Origin of the sequence: Tsukamurella ocularis, from assembly GCF_024807615.1 — a bacterium.
GTDB lineage: Bacteria > Actinomycetota > Actinomycetes > Mycobacteriales > Mycobacteriaceae > Tsukamurella > Tsukamurella ocularis.
On record NZ_JANUCJ010000001.1, the window covers coordinates 244,452 to 260,461 of the forward strand.

Annotated in this window: 15 protein-coding genes; 5 read left to right on the plus strand and 10 right to left on the minus strand. The window is 70.7% G+C overall.

Features of this window, described 5'->3' with window-relative positions; genetic code table 11:
- Positions 1–142: 142 nt before the first annotated feature.
- The gene (locus tag HNP44_RS01315; protein ID WP_259144058.1) at positions 143–790 is read left to right on the plus strand and encodes an FABP family protein; all 648 of its coding nucleotides are present in this window, start codon (positions 143–145) and stop codon (positions 788–790) included.
- A 459-nt stretch (positions 791–1,249) separates the two neighbouring features.
- On the opposite strand, the gene HNP44_RS01320 is transcribed toward HNP44_RS01315, so the two are convergent.
- From HNP44_RS01320 to HNP44_RS01330, 3 genes are all read right to left on the minus strand, one after another.
- Entirely contained in the window at positions 1,250–2,215 is a 966-nt protein-coding gene (locus tag HNP44_RS01320; RefSeq protein ID WP_259144059.1) for an NAD-dependent epimerase/dehydratase family protein, read from the minus strand.
- Positions 2,212–2,769 (minus strand): TetR/AcrR family transcriptional regulator, encoded by a 558-nt coding sequence (locus HNP44_RS01325; RefSeq protein ID WP_259144060.1) that lies wholly within the window; start codon positions 2,767–2,769, stop codon positions 2,212–2,214. Before HNP44_RS01325 ends, HNP44_RS01320 begins: the two co-directional genes overlap by 4 nt.
- Positions 2,770–3,120: 351 nt before the next feature.
- A complete protein-coding gene (locus tag HNP44_RS01330) occupies positions 3,121–3,798 on the minus strand; it encodes a DUF899 domain-containing protein (protein ID WP_259144062.1) in 678 nt (225 codons plus the stop codon).
- 54 nt (positions 3,799–3,852) lie between these two features.
- Here HNP44_RS01330 and HNP44_RS01335 point away from each other — a divergent pair, with 54 nt between their 5' ends.
- Positions 3,853–4,449, plus strand: coding sequence for a TetR/AcrR family transcriptional regulator (locus HNP44_RS01335; RefSeq protein WP_259144065.1), 597 nt, complete (start codon positions 3,853–3,855; stop codon positions 4,447–4,449).
- Between the two features lie 58 nt (positions 4,450–4,507).
- On the opposite strand, the gene cydC is transcribed toward HNP44_RS01335, so the two are convergent.
- The 6 genes from cydC to HNP44_RS01365 all read right to left on the minus strand — a co-directional run bounded on the left by cydC (position 4,508) and on the right by HNP44_RS01365 (position 12,743).
- Positions 4,508–6,073: a thiol reductant ABC exporter subunit CydC gene (gene cydC, locus HNP44_RS01340; RefSeq protein ID WP_259144067.1), complete on the minus strand. Its 1,566-nt coding sequence runs from the start codon at positions 6,071–6,073 to the stop codon at positions 4,508–4,510.
- Positions 6,066–7,670 carry a thiol reductant ABC exporter subunit CydD gene (cydD, locus tag HNP44_RS01345; RefSeq protein ID WP_259144068.1) on the minus strand — a complete coding sequence of 535 codons (1,605 nt, stop codon included), beginning with the start codon at positions 7,668–7,670 and terminating at the stop codon, positions 6,066–6,068. The genes cydC and cydD overlap by 8 nt, the downstream gene beginning before the upstream one ends.
- Complete coding sequence (gene cydB / locus HNP44_RS01350) at positions 7,663–8,697, minus strand: cytochrome d ubiquinol oxidase subunit II (RefSeq protein WP_259256818.1); 1,035 nt, start codon at positions 8,695–8,697, stop codon at positions 7,663–7,665. The genes cydD and cydB overlap by 8 nt, the downstream gene beginning before the upstream one ends.
- 9 nt (positions 8,698–8,706) lie before the next feature.
- Entirely contained in the window at positions 8,707–10,218 is a 1,512-nt protein-coding gene (locus HNP44_RS01355) for a cytochrome ubiquinol oxidase subunit I (protein WP_259144070.1), read from the minus strand.
- A gap of 218 nt (positions 10,219–10,436) precedes the next feature.
- The gene (locus HNP44_RS01360) at positions 10,437–11,819 is read right to left on the minus strand and encodes an amino acid permease (protein ID WP_259144071.1); all 1,383 of its coding nucleotides are present in this window, start codon (positions 11,817–11,819) and stop codon (positions 10,437–10,439) included.
- 60 nt (positions 11,820–11,879) lie between these two features.
- Entirely contained in the window at positions 11,880–12,743 is an 864-nt protein-coding gene (locus HNP44_RS01365) for an aminodeoxychorismate lyase (RefSeq protein ID WP_259144072.1), read from the minus strand.
- A gap of 92 nt (positions 12,744–12,835) precedes the next feature.
- Between HNP44_RS01365 and ygfZ the strand changes: the two genes are divergently transcribed.
- The 3 genes from ygfZ to HNP44_RS01380 all read left to right on the plus strand — a co-directional run bounded on the left by ygfZ (position 12,836) and on the right by HNP44_RS01380 (position 14,823).
- Positions 12,836–13,852 carry a CAF17-like 4Fe-4S cluster assembly/insertion protein YgfZ gene (gene ygfZ, locus HNP44_RS01370; RefSeq protein ID WP_259144269.1) on the plus strand — a complete coding sequence of 339 codons (1,017 nt, stop codon included), beginning with the start codon at positions 12,836–12,838 and terminating at the stop codon, positions 13,850–13,852.
- Positions 13,849–14,487: an MOSC domain-containing protein gene (locus HNP44_RS01375; RefSeq protein ID WP_259144074.1), complete on the plus strand. Its 639-nt coding sequence runs from the start codon at positions 13,849–13,851 to the stop codon at positions 14,485–14,487. The genes ygfZ and HNP44_RS01375 overlap by 4 nt, the downstream gene beginning before the upstream one ends.
- A 135-nt stretch (positions 14,488–14,622) precedes the next feature.
- Positions 14,623–14,823 (plus strand): DUF3073 domain-containing protein, encoded by a 201-nt coding sequence (locus tag HNP44_RS01380; protein WP_259144076.1) that lies wholly within the window; start codon positions 14,623–14,625, stop codon positions 14,821–14,823.
- Positions 14,824–14,895: 72 nt separating this feature from the next.
- On the opposite strand, the gene purM is transcribed toward HNP44_RS01380, so the two are convergent.
- Positions 14,896–15,972, minus strand: a complete 1,077-nt coding sequence (purM, locus tag HNP44_RS01385) for a phosphoribosylformylglycinamidine cyclo-ligase (RefSeq protein ID WP_259144078.1) — start codon at positions 15,970–15,972, stop codon at positions 14,896–14,898.
- Positions 15,973–16,010 lie beyond the last annotated feature (38 nt).

Here is a 16,010-nt window from a genome sequence, read left to right on the forward strand (position 1 = left end):
GCGGGCGGTCGCGCGCCGGGGGTTAGTATCGAGGCCATGGTCATCTTCTTCGAGATCCTCATGGCGGTGGCGTCGGTCGCGATCTTCGCGTTCGCGATCTTCGTGATGTACCGCGTCCTCACCGACGGGCAGTAGTCTCGCCGTGAGCGACGAGGCCACCTCTGACGCCTCCGTCTCCGCCGGTACCGGTCAGGAGGCGCTGGACGCCGCCGTCGAGCGCGCCGAGACCACCTCGTCGCGCAACATCTCGAACCTCCCCGGGCTGCCGCTCGCCGACGATACGGCCAACCTGCGGCACGGCCCGGATCTGCATTCAGGCCTTCTCGGCCTGCTTCCCCTCGTCGGTATCTGGCGCGGCGAGGGCGAGGGGCACGACGAGTCGGGCGACTACCACTTCGGCCAGCAGATCGTCGTCAGTCACGACGGCCAGAACTTCCTGTCGTGGGAGGCGCGGTCCTGGAAGCTGGACGAGAAGGGCGAGTTCTCCGAGCCCGACTTGCGCGAGGCCGGGTTCTGGCGTATCGGCGAGGACGACGAGATCGAGTTCGTCGTCACCCACGCCAGCGGCATCGTCGAGCTGTACTACGGCAAGCCCGTCTCCCAGACCGCATGGGAGCTCGAGGCCGACGTGGTGATCCGCTCCAAGAGTTCCCCGCTCGCCGGCGCTTCTAAGCGTCTCTACGGCCTCGTCGAGCAGGGCGGCGCACTCGCCTACGTCGAGGAGCGCATCGACGCCGACGGCGAGCTGATCCCCCGCCTGAGCGCCAAGCTCAACCGCTACGCGGGCTGAGTCACCTCCGCACAGCTGGCAGAACGGGGGCGGGTACCCATCCGCACCCGATCAGCGCAGTCGCCCCCGGCGTGCGGGGCGGGATCGGGTGAAACGGGTCCGGGTAGTCCATCCGCACGCGATCTAACGCCTCTGCGCACGGCCGCTACTCGATGACGAGATTCTCAGGTTCCGGCGGCAGTCCAGTACGGCGGAGTGCCGCGATGCCGTCGCACATACGGCACCCCATCCGCACGGCCCGGCGTAATACCAGTTCTCGATCCCCGCGACGGGGATCCACAGGATGGCGCTGGCGACGACATGGGCGTCGTTCCGGGTATGGCCGGCGCCGTCACCGATCCTCAACGGGACTCGGCAGTAGGCTTCAGGTTCAGGCGCAGGCTCAATCGTGCGACTCCCACCGGATATCCCGGACGCACAAGGATCGCATATCGGGCCTCGCGGTCACCCCGGGCGATGTCAGGTCTGCGCGAGTTGCGCCAGCCCTTCCGCACGAGTGGTGGTACCTATGTACCCGAGATCGCGGCGGGCCGCCCCGTCGTTGGTGGTGAACTCCCGGCCGATGAGCCGCACCATCGTGCGCGTCAGCGGCGGATCGCCTGCACCTGGTCGCAGCGCCACGAGCGCCTCCAATAGCCGGCCTGCAATGAACGCCAGCCGGTACGGCAGCGAACGGACACGGTCGATTGACCGGCCACTCGAGGCTGCGAGCGCTGCGGTGAACTCGCGGAAGCTGACTGTATCGCGGTCGGCGATGAAGTAGGCGTGGCCTCCTGTGCCGCGTTCGAGCGCGCATCGGATCGCCTCAACCACGTTGTCCACGTGGATGGTCGACGTTTTGTACTCGCCACGATCGATCAGTGCGAACCGGCCAGAGTCCAATGCCTCGGGGAGCTGGGTCTCGAACGGACCACCGGGACCCCAGATGCCTGGCGGACGAAGGGCGAGCGTCCGGAATTGTGGCGAGTTGGCCGCGAGCACGACCGCCTCGCCTCGTGCTTTGCTTGCGATGTAGCCGGAGAAGCTGTCCGGGTACGTCGGTGCCGACTCGTCGACGTCGCGCAGGGGTGTACCGCGGTCGTCCATCGCAACAGCCGCCGCACTGATGTACACGAACGTCTCCACTCCGGCGCGTTGTGCCGCTTCGAGCAGACGTTGTGTGCCGTCGACGTTCGCCCGGAAGTAGGGAGCTCTCGGCCCCGCGAAGCGGAAGAGCGCAGCGGCGTGGACCACGGCATCGACATCGGGAACCGAGAGGGAATCTCCGTCGAGATCGCCGAGGACCGGCTCGGCGCCGAGTGCGCGGACTCGCTCGCCTGAGCGTTCAGTCCGGGCGAGGGCGAACACCGTGTGGCCTTCGTCGACGAGGCTGGGGATGAGGCGGGCTCCAAGGAATCCGGAGCCACCGGTAACGAAGATCTTCATAAGGGAGTCTTTCTTTCCGAATCGGTGACAATAGTGCTGATGGTGCTGTCGCGCAGGATCTTTACCACGTCGCGATCTGCGTTTCCCAGTAGGAAAAGGGTTGCGGCGCCATGCGCTGTCGCGAAGATGAGATCGGTGGCGGCGGAGGTGGTGACACGGAGGCGGCCCTGTGCCGCGATGTCGGCGATGCGCTGATCGAGGACGGCGCGGCCGGCATCCGCCGCAGGAAACGTTGCGCCTCCCAGGAAGCGGGCCGCCATGGCGGCGTATAGGTTTGGGTGTTCCGCCGCGAATTCGACGTAGTGGTCCCATCCCTGGCGGAGCGCCTCGACGGGGTCAGTGGCGTAGTCGATCGATAGCTTGCTCGCGAGAAACCGTTGGAATCCCGCGGTGATGGCGGCGCTGAGCAGGCCATCGGCGTTGCCGAAGTGGTGGTACAGCGTTGGCGCCGCCACTCCCGCCTTCGCGCACACGGCCCGGGTGGACAAGGCCACCTCGCCTCGTTGTTCCACCAGGTCGAGTGCCGCCTCCAGCAGCGTTGTTCGAGTATCCACTCCACCACTATAGCGTCGCTACATTACTTTGTATAGCGCCGCTATAGCGAGGGTCGGCCCGTTCGTGCATCGAGCGCCGCGCAGAGGTGGCTCGACTCTCGCCGCGTGGCGGGACCTGGCCGCGGGCTGACCTGCGCTGGCCCCGGAACGGAAACAGGCCCCGGGTGCGTGAACATCACGCGCTCCCGGGGCCTGCCGTATTCCAGGTGGGCGACCGCCGTCAGGCGGCGGCCACCTCCTCAGTCCTGAAATTCACCATTTCTCGGACCACCTCCTTTCCGTTGACCTCTTCGACGCTACGCGCGCGTCTGGACGTCGGCAACGGAATTATTCGGAGGGCGAACGCACTGGTCAGACGCCGTACCAGCCGGCGATCTGCTGGGAGGACGCCCAGCCCGAATACGTCTCCTTCTGCGGCCACCCCTCGGGTGCGTCCTGCCACTTCTCCTGCCGGCCGTAGGGCAGCGCGTCGAGGATGCCGAACAGATGGCTCAGCTGCTCCGAGCCGCGGCCATCGGTACCCCACACCCGGTAGACGGTGTCGCCGTCGCGGACGAAGGTGTTGAGCCCGAAGCCTTCACCCGGCCCCGCGCCCATATCGGCCCCGAATGTGCTGCCGGCGCTCGAGTACCAGGTCATCGTGTTGCCGACGCGCCGCTTGTACGCAAGCACCTCGTCGATCGGGCCGTTGGTGACGACCACGAAGCGCGCATCCCAGTTCGCGAGCGAGTCGAGCCGCGTGAACTGGGAGGTGTACCCGGTGCACCCCGGGCACTGCCACTCGTTCCCGTCGGTCCACATGTGGTGGTACGTGAGCAGTTGCGAGCGGCCGTCGAAGGCGTCGGCGAGGGTCACCGACGAGCCGTCCTCGGCGATCAACCGGTACTCGGGTAGCTCGACTGCGGGCAGGGCGCGACGCTGGGCGGCGATGGCGTCGAGCTCGCGGGTGGCAGCCTTCTCGCGGATGCGCAGCGCGTCGAGCTCCTTCTGCCAGGTCTCTCTATCGACGACGGGCGGGATGGCGGTCATGACTACTCCTCGCATGTTCACAGCGTCCACATCTGCTATGTTCACACCGTACACTTGAAGAGCGGGGGACACAAGGGCATGGCGTACCACCACGGGGACCTGGCGCAGGCGCTGGTCGACGCGGGCCTGGAGGTCACGCGCACCGGCGGACCGGCGGCGCTGACCATCCGCGAGGTCACCCGCCGGGTCGGGGTCAGCCCCAACGCCGCGTACCGCCATTTCCCCGACCGCCTCGCGCTCCTGCGGGCGGTGAGCACCGCGATCGAGCAGCGCATGGCCGACGCGATGCCCGTGACCCCCGGTCAGGGCCCCGTCGAGCGCCTGCGGGCGGTGGGGCTCGGCTACATCGCCTTCGCGCTGGCCGAACCGGGCTGGTTCTCGGTGTGCTTCTTCGGCGACGAGGCGCCGGACCCGGAGTCGCTCAACGGGATCCCGCCGTACGTCGCACTGTCGGAGGCCCTGGATCTCCTGGTGCACGCGGACCTGCTGCGCCCGGAATCCCGACGGTCCGCCACCTGGTCCTGCTGGTCGATGGTCCATGGCTTCGCCGAGATGGCCCTGCGCGGACCGCTGCACCACCTACCGGGCGATCAGCAGTGGCCGCTCGCCGAGGCCGCGGTCGACGCGGCGATCCGGGGCGTCATCGCCTGAGCACCTCACGATGTCGAGCTGAGCGGGCGCGGACACGCTCAGGCGCACGTCCGACCGCTCAGAACCCCACATCGTGAAGGGGGACGCCGTCCGGCAGCGCCGCGTGCCCCGCCACCACCACGGTGCGACCGGGGAACAGCCCCGTGGGGCCGAGGATCTCGGCGAGGAGCCGCTCCCCGTCGGCGGCGTCCAGGTGCTCGGTCGGCTCGTCCAGCAGGACGACGTTCGCGGGGCTGAGCAGCGCCCGCGCCAGCAGCAGCCGGCGGCGCTGGCCCCCGGACAGGGAGTCGACGCCGTCCTCCAGCGGGGTCCGCACGCCGTCCGGAAGGCCGTCGATCCACTCCCCCAGGCCGACGCGGCGCAGGGCCGCGTCGATCTCGGCGTCGGTCGCGTCGCCGCGCGCCACGCGGCAGTTCTCGGCAACCGTCGTCGCGAAGACGTGGGCGGACTCGCCGAAGAAGCCCACCGACGCGGGCAGGTCCGCGCAGTCGCGCGCGGGCGTCCCGTCCACGAGGACCTCGCCGCCGCGGTCGTCGAGGCCCGCTAGGGCGAGCAGCAACGTCGTCTTCCCTGCCCCGGAGGCGCCGCGCACCACCAGCCTGTCACCGGGTTCGAGCGCCAGCGCGTCCAGTTCTAGCCGCGGGTGCGGGGCGACCGGCACGGTACCGGACGGCACCGCCGGCAGAGTCAGCAGCGGCGCGATCCGGCGCGCGGCGTCGGCGGAGCGCACGTACTGCCGCGCCGCGTCCGGCAGCACCGCGACGGCCTCGAAGGCGCTGAGCGGCAGCAGGATGAGGACCCCGAACGTGGTCGCGGCCGCCGAGTCGACCCGGGCGGCGGCGACGAGCAGCGCGGCGACCACGGCGATGCCGACGGCGAGCGGGATCGCCGCGTCCGCGAGCGCGCCGGTGCGGGCCGCGCGGTCGACGGCGGACCGTCGGGCGTCCTCGGCGCGGACGGCGCGGGCCCGGACCTCGTCCAGTCGACCCGCGACGGCGAGCTCTCCGGCGTGGTCTAGCACAGCCGAGGCCGCGGCGCCGAAGGCCTCACTGCCCGCCGCCTCCGCGGCCGCGCGGTCGCGGGTCGCGCGCGCGGTAAGCCACGGCGCGACGAGCCCCGCCAGCAGCAGGCAGACCCCGAGCGCGACGCCGGCCCGCGGATCGAGGAACCACATCCACCCGGTCGCCACCACCGAGACCGTCGCCGCGACCGCGGCGGGGATCACGGTGCGCACCAGCGCATCGCCGACCGCGTCGACGTCGGCGCCGGTACGGGCGAGCAGCTCGCCGTCCGAGAGCCGCACGGACTCCGCCGGCGCAGCCCCGGCGAGCCGGAGGTACAGCGCCGCCCGCAGCTCGGTGAGCCCACGCAACGCGACCCGGTGCGAGGCGAGCCGCTCGACGTATCGCATCAACCCGCGGGTGATGCCGAGCCCGCGCACCGAGGTCACGGCGAGCGAGAGCGCGAGCACCGGCGGCATCGTCCACGCCTTCGTGATGAGCCAGGCCGAGAGCCCCGCCAGCGCGAGGGCGCTGGCGGCGGTGAGCACGCCCGCGCCCACCGCGCCGAGCGCGGCGAGAGGACGGGTCCGCATGGCCCGCAGACAGATCAGCAGGTCACGCACGCGCCACCTCCAGCACCTCGTCGGCGGCGGCGAGCACCTGCGGGTCGTGCGCCGCGACCACGACGGTCGCGCCGGCGTCCGCGCGGGCACGGAGCACGGCGAGGACACGCGCGGCGAGTTCCTCGTCGAGATGCGCCGTGGGTTCGTCGAGGAGCAGGACCTCACGCCCGAGCGCGAGGGTGCGGGCCAACGCGAGCCGCTGCCGCTGCCCGGCAGACAGTCCGGCCCCGGCGGTGCCGACGGGCCACTCCCAACCGCGCTCCGCGACCACCTCGTCGAGGCCGGTCGCGGCGAGGACATCGGGCACCGAACCCGGTGCGGGGGCGCCCAACAACGTGAAGTTGTGTACCAGCGTGCCAGGCTCCACGTACGGGCGCTGCGGGCACCACGCCACGTGCGCCCACCAGTCCGGGCCTCCGGCCAGCGGCACACCGTCGACGGTGACCGTGCCCGCGTCCGGCGCCGCGAGACCCGCCAGGACGGTGAGCAGCGTGGACTTGCCCGAGCCGTTGGGCCCGGTGAGCACGGTGAGCCGGCCGGGGGCGAAGGCACCGTCGAAGCCCGACGGGGCCGCCCCATCCCGCCCGTCGACGGTGACGCCGCGGGCGACGAGAACGCCCGGGCGCGGGGTGCCGCGCACAGGAGCGGGCGCGGGGGCGTCGAGCAGGGAGAAGACGCGTCCGGTGGCCTCGAGCCCCTGCTCGGCGGCGTGGAAGCCGGCGCCGACGGCGCGCAGCGGCCGGTACACCTCGGGCGCGAGGATCAGCGCGAAAACACCGGCGAACAGGGTCATCTCGCCGTAGACCAGCCGCAGGCCGATGCTCACCGCCACAAGGGCGACGCACAGGGTGGCGAGCAGTTCGAGCGCGAAGGACGAAAGGAAGGCGATCCGCAGCGCGCCCATCGTCTCGGACTCGTTGCGCGCGCCGAGCTCGCGCACCGTGCGCTCGGGACCGCGCTCGCGGCCCAGCGCCCGCAGCGTGGGCAGGCCGGCGACGAGGTCGAGCAGCCGCGCGGAGAGCCGCGACATCGCCTCCAGGCGGCGCCGCGTGCGGTCGCGGGTGAGCAGGCCGATGAGCACCATGAAGATCGGCAGCAGCGGCAGGGTGCCGAGCGCGATGGCACCGGAGACCCAGTCCGCGAGGAACATCGCGAGGATGAGGACCGGCGTCGCGATGGCGCTCAGCGCGAGGGCGGGGACGTAGCCGGTGAGGTAGGGCGGAAGGTCGTCGAGGCCGCGGGTGAGCGCGGTGCGCAGCTCCTCCCGGTCGACGGGCGTGCGGCCCGGCCCGACCGCGTCCAGTGCGGCGGAGCGCAGTTCGGAGACCACCCGGTCGGCGGCGCGCCGCTCGATGCGGGATCGCAGGTGGCTCACCGCGACCCGTACCGCCACGGCGGCCACCGCCAGCACGACGGCCTGCGTCACGTCGGCGTTGCCGGTCACCAGGCGCGCCAGCGCTGTCGCGAGCGCGAAGGCCAGCGCGATCACCGCGGCGGTCTCCACGACGCCGCAGGCGATCACGGTGACCATCAACCCGCGCGAGCTGCGCGCGTAGCGGAGCAGCCGCGGGTCGACGGGAGCCCGGGTGTCAGGCACGGGGGCGCAGGCCGATCGACGGCGGGATCTGCGCGACGGAGATCCGCTGGCGGAAGACCCAGTAGGTCCACGCCTGGTAGATCATCACCAGCGGCAGCAGCACGACGGTGCACCAGGACATCACGACCAGCGTGTAGTGCGAGGACGCCGCAGCCTCGATGGTGATCGTGCGGGCGGGGTCGGTCGCGTTGAGGACGTTGGGGAACAGCGAGCCGAAGAGCAGCACGCTCACGCCGATGACGGTCAGCGAGGTCGCGAGGAACGCCGCGAGCTCCCGCCCGGCGCGGACGAGCGGCCCCGCGGCGAGCAGGCCCGCGGCGGCCAGGGCCACCATCGCCCAGGTCCACGGCTTGCCGTGCTCGAGCTGCGTCCACACCGCGAAGACGGCGCCGATCGCGGTGACGGGCAGCCACATCCGCACGGCGAGGCTCCGGGCGTCCACGCGGACGTCACCGTCGGACTTGAGCGCGACGAAGATCGCGCCGTGCAGGAGGAACAGGCCGAGGGTCGCGATCCCGCCGAGCAGCCCGTAGGGGTTGAGCAGGTCCCAGACCTCGCTGGTCATGCCGCCGCGCTCGTCGAGATCGACGCCGTGCACGATGTTCGCGAAGATCAGGCCCCACGCGAAGGCGGGGATCCAGGAGCCGAGTCCGATGCCGACGTCCGCCCAGCCGCGCCATCTCGGCTCGTCGATCTTGCCGCGCCACTCGATCGCGCAGACCCGAGTGATGAGCCCCACCAGGATCGCGAGCAGCACGAGGTAGAAGCCGGAGAAGACCTCGGCGTACCAGACGGGAAAGGCGGCGAACATCGCCGCGCCGGCGGTGATGAGCCACACCTCGTTGCCGTCCCAGACGGGTCCGATGGTGTTGAGCAGCACGCGGCGGCGCTGCTCCGCGTCGGCGTGGGAGCGCTTGCGGCCCAGGATCGGCATGAGCACGCCGACGCCGAAGTCGAAGCCCTCCAGCACGAAGTAGCCGGTGAAGAGGAAGCCTATGGCGAGGAACCAGTAGTCGGGGAGTGTCATGGCGGCCTCCTAGTACGCGAAGGAGAGGTGGTCGGACGAGGCCTTCCGGCCCGTCCCGTCGCCCTCGGGGGCGTCGTCGCCGGCGGGCGGATCGTCGATGTCGTCGTCGTGGGGCGGGTCCAGCGGACTGTGCAGGTTCGGGCCCTTGATCACATACCGCCGGAGCAGGAAGAACCACAGCAGGTAGAGCGTGCCGTAGACCGCGGCGAAGGTGATGAGGGAGAAGGCCATCATCGTCACGGAGTGGCCCGAGACGGCCTGCCCGACAGTCAGCCGGATCGTGGGGTCGCCGTTCGGATTGGGCACCACCACCCAGGGCTGGCGGCCCATCTCGGTGAACACCCAGCCGGAGGTGTTCGCGAGGAAGGGCGTGGGCAGCGCGATGAGGCAGATCCGGCTGAACCACTTCTGGTTCGGGACGCGGCCGCGGCGGGTGACCCACAGGCCGGCCAGCGCCAGCACGCCCGAGCCGATCGACCAGCCCATCATGGCGCGGAAGGCCCAGTACGAGACGAAGAGATTGGGGCGGTAGTCGCCGGGGCCGAACTTCTCGACCGCCTCGGCCTGCAGCTCGGTGACGCCCTTGAGCGTCGAGTTGGGATCGCCGTTGGCGAGGAAGGAGGTCACGTACGGCACCTGCAGCACGTGCGTCACCGACTCGCAGTTGTTGTGCGTGCCGATGGTGAGTAGGGAGAAGCTTGCGCCGGTCTCGGTGTGGCAGAGCGATTCCGCCGAGGCCATCTTCATGGGTTGCTGCTCGAACATGAGCTTGGCCTGCGCGTCACCGGTGATGCCCAGGCCCACGGCCGAGACGATCATGACGCCGAGGCCGAACCGGGTGACGGGGCGCATCGACTGCGCCAGTTCGATCGCGTCGGGGTCACCCTTGCGCATGCCACGCACCATCCACCAGCCGCCGATCGCAGCGACGAAAGTACCGGCGGTGAGCCAGGCGCCGAAAACGGTGTGCGGGAACGCCGCAAGGGTGGTCGAGTTGGTGAGCACCTCCCAGATGCTCGTGAGCTCGGCGCGGTTCTTCTCCGGATTGAAGGTGGCGCCCACGGGGTGCTGCATCCAGGAGTTCGCGGCAATGATGAAGAAGGCGGAGGCGTTCACGCCGAGCGCGACCATCCAGATGCAGCCCAGGTGCACGAGTTTCGGTAGCCGCGTCCAGCCGAAGATCCACAGGCCGAGGAAGGTCGACTCCATGAAGAAGGCGACGAGCCCCTCGAGCGCGAGCGGCGCGCCGAAGACGTCGCCGACGAACTTGCTGTACTCGCTCCAGGCCATGCCGAACTGGAACTCCTGGACGATGCCGGTGGCCACACCCAGGGCGAAGTTGATGAGGAAGAGCTTGCCGAAGAAGTTCGTGGCCTTGAGCCACGCCTGCTTCCCCGTCACCAGCCAGAGGGTCTGCATCGTGGCGACCATCGGCGCGAGGCCGATCGTGAGCGGCACCAGGATGAAATGCATCACCGTGGTCATGCCGAACTGCCAGCGGGCAATGTCCAACGCGGTCATGCGTACTCCCTGGGCCGAGGGGCGGACCGGCATCGTCGCCGACCCTTACTACTACGTTCAGTAGTAATTACTACTGATGGTAGTAGAGATCGCCTCCGTTCCCAAGTGTTGAGACACAGCACACGTCCGCGCACCGCGGCCGACCCGGTGCGTCCACCGTAAGCCCGGCACGCCGCGCCCGCGGGGCGCACGGCGGATTCGCCAACTCCCCTCCGCGCTCAGCGCGAGGTGACGGAGGACCGTCGATCCATGCGCCTCTGATGCGCGACACTGGCGGCGACCACGATCACGGCCAGCGCCGTCGAGAGTCCGACCGCACTACGCTGGTCAGGGTCGACGATCATCGCGACGATGACGAAGACGATGAAGGCGATCACCGCGTACGTCGCCCACGGGAAGAACCACATCCGCAGCGGCGACGGGACGCTCTCCCGACGGCGCAGGGCGATCTGGCTCACAGCGATGACCAGATAGACGAACAGGGCCACCGCGCCCGTCGTGGCCAGCAGATAGCCGAACAGCTTCTCGGGCAGCACGTAATTGCCGATCACTGCGAGGAAGCCGAGGACCATCGACGCCAGGACCGCGACGGCGGGAACGCCCCGCTTCGTGGTGCGGCCCGCCGCCCGGGGAGCGTCACCGCGGCTGGCGAGCGAGTACAGCATCCGCGAGGCGGTGTAGAGCGCGCTGTTGAGGCACGACGCGACGGCCACGAGGACCACGACGTCCATGATCCCCGCGGCGGCCGGGATGTTCATGGCTTGCAGAACCGCCTGGTACGACCCCGTCGCCGAATCAAGAGTGTTCCACGGGACGAGGGCCACCACCACGAAGATCGAGCCGATGTAGAAGAGGCAGATCCGCCAGACCACCGAGTTCACGGCCTTCGTGATGCCCTTGGCGGGCTCGGGCGATTCGGCGGCGGCGATCGTCACGATCTCCGAGCCCATGAACGTGAACATGGTGGTGAGCATCGCCGCGATCACGGCGCCGGCCCCGTTCGGCATGAACCCGCCGGTGTCCCAGAGGTGGCTCACGCCGGAGACCCCCGAGCCCGGCAGCAGCCCGAAGATCGCGAGCGCGCCCAGCACCAGGAAGGCCGCGATCGCGAGCACCTTGATCAGCGCGAACCAGAACTCGAACTCGCCGTAGTTGCCGACGGAGAAGAGGTTCGTCACGGTGAGGAGCACCACCACCAGCAGGGCCCACGACCACTGCGGGCCGCCGACCGTCTTCGACAGGATCACCGCGGCGGCGGTCGCCTCGACGGGGATCACCAGCACCCAGAAGAGCCAGTACAGCCATCCGATGCTGCAACCCGCCCAGCGGCCCAGCGCCCGCTCGGCGTAGGTCGAGAAGGAGCCCGTGTCCGGGTGCGCCGTCGCCATCTCGCCGAGCATCCGCATCACCAGGATCACCAGCAGCCCGGCGAGACTGTAGGAGATCAGCACCGCCGGCCCCGCGAGCTTGATCGCGTTCGCCGAGCCCACGAACAGGCCCGCGCCGATGACGCCGGCGATCGAGATCATCGTGATGTGCCGGGGTTTGAGACTGGTGCCGAGTTGATCGCCCTCGGTGCCGGTGTCCTCGCGCGTACTCATCCCGCGACGCTATGCCGATCGCAGCCGCACCGCAGGCTGTGCCCGGATTGTCCGGAAACGCTACGGGGTGTTCGCGATTCCCGCTTCGATGAGGGACCGGACCGTCGCGTCCATGGGCGCGTCGGGCAGGGCGCGACCGTCCAGCGTGTGCACCCGCGCGCACAGCGTGATCGACGAGACGAGCCACACCCCGTCGTTCATGACCAGGTCCACAGGGAAGAGCGGCTCGACGGCGGTGGAGACGCCCTTGTCCTCCGCGGCGTCGAACAGGGCGCGGGCGGTGGTACCGGGCAGGATGCCCTGCTCCGCGGGCGGGGTGACGAGGGTGCGGCCGCGGGCGATCACGACGGTCGCGCGGGGCGCCTCGAGGACACGGCCCTCGCTGGAAGTGAAGATCACGTCGTCGGCGCCCTGCTCCTCCGCGTACCGTGCGGCGGCCATGTTCACCGCGTAGGAGAGCGTCTTCGCGCCGAGCAGGAGCCACGGCGCATCGGTGCCGAGCCCCGTCGAATAGCCCCGGCTGAGCGTGATGGCCGAGATCCCCTCGGTCCGCGCCCGTCGTGCCCGGTCGGGCAGCGGCGACACCGAGACGTACGCGGTGGGCGTGCCGGGCGCCGACTCGCGGCCGCGCGTGTAGACGAGCCGCAGCGCGCCCTCGGCGCTCCCCGCCTCCTCGCCGTAGAGCATCGCGGCGCGCTGCATCGCGGCCCACCAGGCGCCGTCGTTGGGCGCGGGAAGGCCGAGCGCGGCGGCCGAACGGCCCAGCCGATCGAGGTGTGCTCGTCCCTTGAGCGGGGCGCCGTCGCGGACCAGGACCGTCTCGAAGCAGCCGTCGCCGCGGACCGCGCCGAGGTCGTCGGCGTACAGCAGGGGCGCGTCGGGAGCGCGCACGGAACCGTCCAGGGTGACCACCACGGATGCCATGGCGGCAACAGTATTCGACGCCCCGAAGCGCCGCGCGGCCAGCGGGGTAGGCTTGAGGAGTGTCGACTGAAGAACATTCCACGTCCGGCATCATGAACCCCGAGGACACGCCGGACACCGGCGTGACCTGGCATTTCGGGGATCCATTCGGGGAGCAGCGCGCGGCCGAACGCGGCGCCGCGGTCATCGACCGCTCGCACCGCCGCGTGATCACCCTGACCGGCTCCGAGCGCCTGTCCTGGCTGCACTCGATCACCAGCCAGCACCTGACGCACCTGCCGGACCGCACCGCCACCCAGAACCTCAACCTGGACGGCAGCGGTCGCGTGCTCGACCACTTCCACCTCATCGACGTCGACGGCACGACCTACCTCGACACCGAGCCCGCTGCGCTCGCGCCGAAGGAGGCCCCGCTCAGCCCGGACCTCGCGACCTACCTGCAGCGCATGGTGTTCCGGTCCGACGTACAGGTGCAGGCGCGGGACGACCTTGCGGTGCTCACCGTGATCGGCCCCGAGGCCGAGACCGTCGCCGCGCAGGTGGAGGGCGTACGCCGCACCGAGCCCGGCGAGGTGAACCTCATCGTGCCGCGCGAGCGGCTGGGCGCGGACTTCGCCGCCCTCGTCGCCGCCGGGGCGCGCCCGGCCGGCACCTGGGCCTACGAGGCCCGACGGGTCGCCGCCGCCCGCGCCCGGCAGGGCGTCGACACCGACGAGAAGACCATCCCGCACGAGGTGGACTGGATCGGCACCGCGGTGCACCTCGACAAGGGCTGCTACCGCGGGCAGGAGACCGTCGCGCGGGTGCACAACCTGGGCCGGCCCCCGCGCCGCCTGGTGCTGCTCCACCTCGACGGCTCCGCCGACGCGCGGCCCGCGACGGGCGACTCCGTGACGCTGGACGGGCGCACCGTCGGGCGGCTCGGCACCGTCGTCGAGCACGCCGACTACGGGCCCATCGCCCTCGCCCTGATCAAGCGCTCGATCCCCGACGACGCGAAGCTCGATGCCGGCGGTGCTGCCGCCGCGATCGACACCGACGTCACGCCCTCCGCGGACGCCGGCCAACAGGCCGGACGGTCCGCGGTCGACCGGCTGCGCGGCCGGTGACGCCGACCAGGGTCGTCGCGGTCTGCGTCGTCGGCGAAGAGCTCCGGCTCGACCCGCGCAAGCCGGAGCAGCGCACCGCCATCGACAAGCGGCCCGCCGACGGCTCCGTCGACGTTGGCCCGCTGGGACCGGTCACCGACCACGTCTGCGACACCCGGCACCACGGCGGCGAGGAGCAGGCCGTCTACGCCTACTCCGAGCACGAGGCGCGGCGCTGGGCCGATGAGCTCGGTCGCGACCTCCCGCCCGGCTGGTTCGGGGAGAACCTCCGCCTCGACGGCGACACCACCGACCTCGTGGTCGGCACCAGGCTGCGGGTCGGGGCCACGCTCGAGCTCGAGGTCACGATCCCCCGCACCCCGTGCCGCACCTTCGCGCTGTGGTCCGGCGAGGACAATTGGCTGGCGCGGTTCATGGCCCGCGGCGACTCGGGCGCCTACTTCCGGGTCGTCACGCCCGGCCCCGTGGCGGCGGGCGACCCGATCGTCGTCGCGGAGGTCCCGGAGCACGGAGCGACCGTGCGGGACCTGTTCCGCGCCACGCGGCCGGACCGGCTGCGCGCCCTCCTCATGGTTGGTGACCTGCCCCCGAAGGTCGAACGGGACGCCACGAAGGCCCTCAAACGCGCCGACTGACACCCGGGCGGCAGCACCATCGGCGCGAGCACGCTAAACTGGGCGTCAGGAAGAATTAGTAAACGGAGAAAGGGGCCGCCACCCGCCGGGCAATCCGGTAGCTGGCCGCCCCTTCATTGCGCAAGGGGGTCCCCCATGGGCCGCGGCCGGGCAAAGGCGAAGCAGACGAAGGTTGCACGCGAGCTCAAGTACAGCTCGCCCAGCACTGACCTGAAAAGGCTGCAGGACGAGCTGGCAACGGGTGAGAGCGACGAGGCGGACGTGATCGCCTCGCACCCCGAGTGGAGCGACGTCGCGGGGGAGCCGTACCGCGAAGAGGAGTGGCGCCGCGCCTGACGCGTCGCGCTTTCTCGTTCGTACCGGAGCCGTTGGGCACCGTGACCATGGGTCACGGTGCCTATGGCGTTCCTAGAACTTCGGGTGCGAGCCGCTCAGTACGGCCCGATCTCCCGCACCGTCGGACTTCTTGATCGTCCCCAGGACCCAGCTATCGATGTGGCGTGCCGTGAGCACGGCCAGTGCGCGGTCCACGTCCTCGGGCGCGACGATCGCGACCATGCCGACGCCCATGTTGAAGGTCTTCTCCATCTCGGCCTGCTCCACGCGGCCGCGCTGGGCGATGAGCGCGAAGACGGCCGACGGGCTCCACGTGTTGCGGTCCAGCTCGGCGATGAGGCCCTCGGGGATCACGCGGCCGAGGTTGGCGGCGAGTCCGCCTCCGGTGACGTGGCAGAAGGTGCGCACCTGCGTCTCCTGCGCGAGGCGCAGGCAGTCGAGGGCGTAGATGGCGGTGGGCTCGAGCATCTCCTCACCGAGGGTGCGGCCGAACTCCTCGACGTAGCCGCCGAGGTCCATATGGCCCCAGTCGAGCAGCACCTTGCGGGCGAGGCTGTAGCCGTTGCTGTGCAGGCCGGAGCTCTTCATGGCGATCACGACGTCGCCGGCGCGGACGTTGTCCGGGCCGAGCACCTCGTCGGCCTCGACGACGCCGACGCCGGTCGCGGAGAGGTCGTACTCGCCCTCGGCCATGAGGCCCGGGTGCTCGGCGGTCTCGCCGCCCAGCAGGGCGCAGCCGGCGCGGACGCAGCCCTCGGCGATGCCGCCGACCAGCTCGGCGACGGTCTCGGGGACCACCTTGCCGACGGCGATGTAGTCCTGCAGGAACAGCGGCTCGGCGCCGGTCACGACGAGATCGTCGACCACCATGGCGACGAGGTCGATGCCCACGGTGTCGTGCTTGCCCATGGCCTGAGCCACCGCGATCTTGGTGCCGACGCCGTCGGTCGACGCAGCGAGCACGGGCTCGCGGCACTTCTTGAGCGCGAACAGGCCGGCGAACCCGCCGAGGCCTCCGAGGACCTCGGGGCGGGTGGCGCGCTTGGCGTGCGGCTTGAACAGTTCGACGGCCCGGTCACCGGCCTCGATGTCGACTCCGGCAGCGGCGTACGAGGCACCCTGGGGCGGGTGGGTGTTGGAATCCGTCACGGATCCATAGGCTACCGGACCGTGAGCGCCAGGGCGCC